Source organism: Arthrobacter sp. TB 26, from assembly GCF_000427315.1.
Taxonomy (GTDB): domain Bacteria; phylum Actinomycetota; class Actinomycetes; order Actinomycetales; family Micrococcaceae; genus Arthrobacter.
Genome location: NZ_AUPJ01000196.1, coordinates 1 through 2652, shown reverse-complemented (window position 1 = coordinate 2652; position 2652 = coordinate 1). Strand labels below are relative to the sequence as shown.

Below are 2652 nucleotides of genomic sequence, written 5' to 3'. Positions count from 1 at the left end.
CCGCGCCTAGACTGGCTCCATGACAGCTGAAAAGGACCTCCACACCCTGCTTGCCACGATGCACCCGGAAGTCCGGGAGGGCGAGTTCGTCTACGTCCTCTGGCCGCACGGCCGGCCGCTCGCCGGGGCCGTCGCAGCCGCCGTCCGCGAAGCGGAAGGCCTCACCGTCGTGCTGCCGCGCGCCGACGCCGACAGCCTCGGGCTGCCCTACGACTTCGTCGGCGCCTGGATCACGCTCCAGGTCCACTCCTCGCTCGAAGCCATCGGCCTGACGGCAGCGGTCAGCGCCGCACTGACCCAGGCCAAGATCAGCTGCAACGTCCTGGCCGGCTTCCACCATGACCACATCCTGGTCCCCGTCGCGGACGCTGACCGGGCACTTGAGGTGCTTCACGAACTCGTCGCAGCAAGCGGGGAAGACAAACCGGCTCCGGAGCTGGTGCTGCGCAGCGAACAGCCCGCGGACCGGCCCGCCATCCTCGACCTCACCGCTGCGGCCTTTGCTGTCTCGCCGGTCACCGGGCTGCCCGTCCAGGGCGAACCCGAAGAGGTGGAACTCGTGCGTGCGCTCTTTGACTGTGAGGAGTACCTGCCGGAGTTCAGTATCGTCGCGGAACTCGGCGGCGACGTCGTGGGGCACGTGATCAGCACCCGCGGCCGGGTGGGGGAGCTGGAGCTCCTGGGCCTGGGCCCGATCGGTGTGCTGCCGCGCCTGCAGCGCCACGGCATCGGCAGCGCGCTCATGAAGGAAACGATTGCCCGGGGCAACGCCGCGGGGGAGCGCGGCATCGCGCTGCTGGGCGACCCGGAGTACTATTCACGCTTCGGCTTCGTGCCGTCGACCTCGCTCGGCGTGGCGGCTCCCGACCCTGACTGGGGCATCTACTTCCAGCTGCTGCCGCTTGCCGTCTGGCCGGGCGGCGTGAGCGGAACGTTCCGCTACGCCAAGCCGTTCGGTATCGCCTAGCCCGCCGCCCGCCGGGATACCATGGACCGGGCCCCAGTAGCCCAATTGGCAGAGGCAGCGGACTTAAAATCCGCGTGTTGTGGGTTCGAGTCCCACCTGGGGCACTCTTCGTGGCGCCCGCCGGTCCTTCGGCCAGATTTCCTCTATGCAACGAGTGTTATAAGGATGTGACCGTAGTCACTTTGGATCGGGCCGGAATTGCACTAGCTTGAAGTTAAATCAGGAACACCTGATCTTTCGCATCAAAGGCCGTTCGCACCTTTAGATCGAGGAGATTGTAAATGACTTCACTCCCCCAGGTGGCGCCCCGCATCGCTAAGCTGACCGCGCTTAGCATCGGCGTCGCCCTTCTGGCTACGGCTTGTGGTGGCTCGTCCACCCCGACGTCGACCGGATCCGGAACCGCTTCGGCCAACGCCGCAGGCATCGCATGCCCGGCACCCAGCGCGACTGCCGGCGCCAGCACTGCCGCAGGAGCCGGCGGGGCCGTGCCGGCCGCCACCACCACCACCGAGACTGCCCTCAAGATTGGATCGCTCCTGCCGACAACGGGGTCGCTGGCGTTCCTCGGCCCGCCCGAAATTGCGGGTGTCAACCTTGGCATCAAGGAAATCAATGATGCCGGCGGCGTGCTGGGCAAGCCCGTTGAGGTCATCCACCGCGACTCCGGTGACACCAAGACCGACATCGCCACGCAGTCCACCAGCGCCCTCCTCGGCCAGGGCGTCAGCGCAATCGTCGGTGCCGCTTCCTCGGGCGTCTCCAAGACCGTCATCAACCAGATCACGGGCGCCGGCGTTATCCAGTTCTCCCCGGCCAACACCTCCCCGGACTTCACTGCATGGGATGACAAGGGCCTGTACTGGCGTACCGCTCCCTCGGATGTCCTCCAGGGCAAGGTCCTCGGCAACTACATGGCCACCTGTGGCGCCCAGACCGTCGGCATGATCGTCTTGAACGACGCCTACGGAACCGGCCTCGCCAAGAACGTGCAGGCCGCTTTTGAGGCAGCCGGCGGCAAGGTTGTTGCCCAGGAGCTCTTCAACGAAGGCGACTCCCAGTTCAGCAGCCAGGTGGACAAGGTCCTCGCGGCCAAGCCGGATGCCATCGCCCTGATCACCTTCGACCAGGCCAAGAGCATCGTTCCGCTGATGACGGGCAAGGGCATCAAGCCCACCCAGATCTTCATGGTGGACGGCAACATGTCCGACTACAGCAAGGACTTCCAGGCAGGCACCCTGAAGGGCGCCCAGGGCACCATCCCGGGCACCTTCGCCAAGGATGACTTCAAGAAGAAGCTTCTGGCCATCGATCCCGCGCTGAAGGACTACAGCTACGCAGGCGAGTCCTACGACGCCGCGAACCTGATCGCGCTGGCGTCCGAAGCCGCCAAGAGCACCAAGGGAACCGACATCGCCGCGCAGCTCAAGGCAGTCTCCGAGACTGGCGAGAAGTGCAACGATTTCCCCTCCTGCGTCACCCTGCTCCGCAACGGCAAGGACATCGACTACGACGGCCAGTCCGGCCCCGTAACGTTCTCCGACGCCGGTGACCCGACAGAGGCCTACATCGGCATCTACGAGTTCCAGGATGACAACACGTACAAGCCGGTCAAGGAAGAATTCGGCAAGCTGTAAGCTCGCCCTTCCCTACCCACAGGAGACCCCCGTCCGCTCCGGACGGGG

General features: G+C 65.6%; 2 protein-coding genes and 1 tRNA gene. All 3 read left to right on the top strand.

Going from position 1 to position 2652, the window contains the following annotated elements; genetic code table 11:
- Positions 1-19 precede the first annotated feature (19 nt).
- The 3 genes from K789_RS0107090 (at position 20) to K789_RS0107080 (ending at position 2604) form a co-directional block, all read left to right on the top strand.
- Entirely contained in the window at positions 20-967 is a 948-nt protein-coding gene (locus tag K789_RS0107090; RefSeq protein WP_024366155.1) for an N-acetyltransferase, read from the top strand.
- Between the two features lie 30 nt (positions 968-997).
- Positions 998-1071, top strand: a tRNA-Leu gene (locus K789_RS0107085).
- A 177-nt stretch (positions 1072-1248) separates the two neighbouring features.
- The gene (locus K789_RS0107080) at positions 1249-2604 is read left to right on the top strand and encodes an ABC transporter substrate-binding protein (protein ID WP_024366154.1); all 1356 of its coding nucleotides are present in this window, start codon (positions 1249-1251) and stop codon (positions 2602-2604) included.
- Positions 2605-2652: the final 48 nt, after the last annotated feature.

What these genes read in the sequence shown, in the direction of transcription:
- K789_RS0107090 (WP_024366155.1), top strand. Translation starts at nt 20, where the DNA reads ATGACAGCTGAAAAGGACCTCCACACCCTGCTTGCCACGATGCACCCG.
- K789_RS0107080 (WP_024366154.1), top strand. Translation starts at nt 1,249, where the DNA reads ATGACTTCACTCCCCCAGGTGGCGCCCCGCATCGCTAAGCTGACCGCG.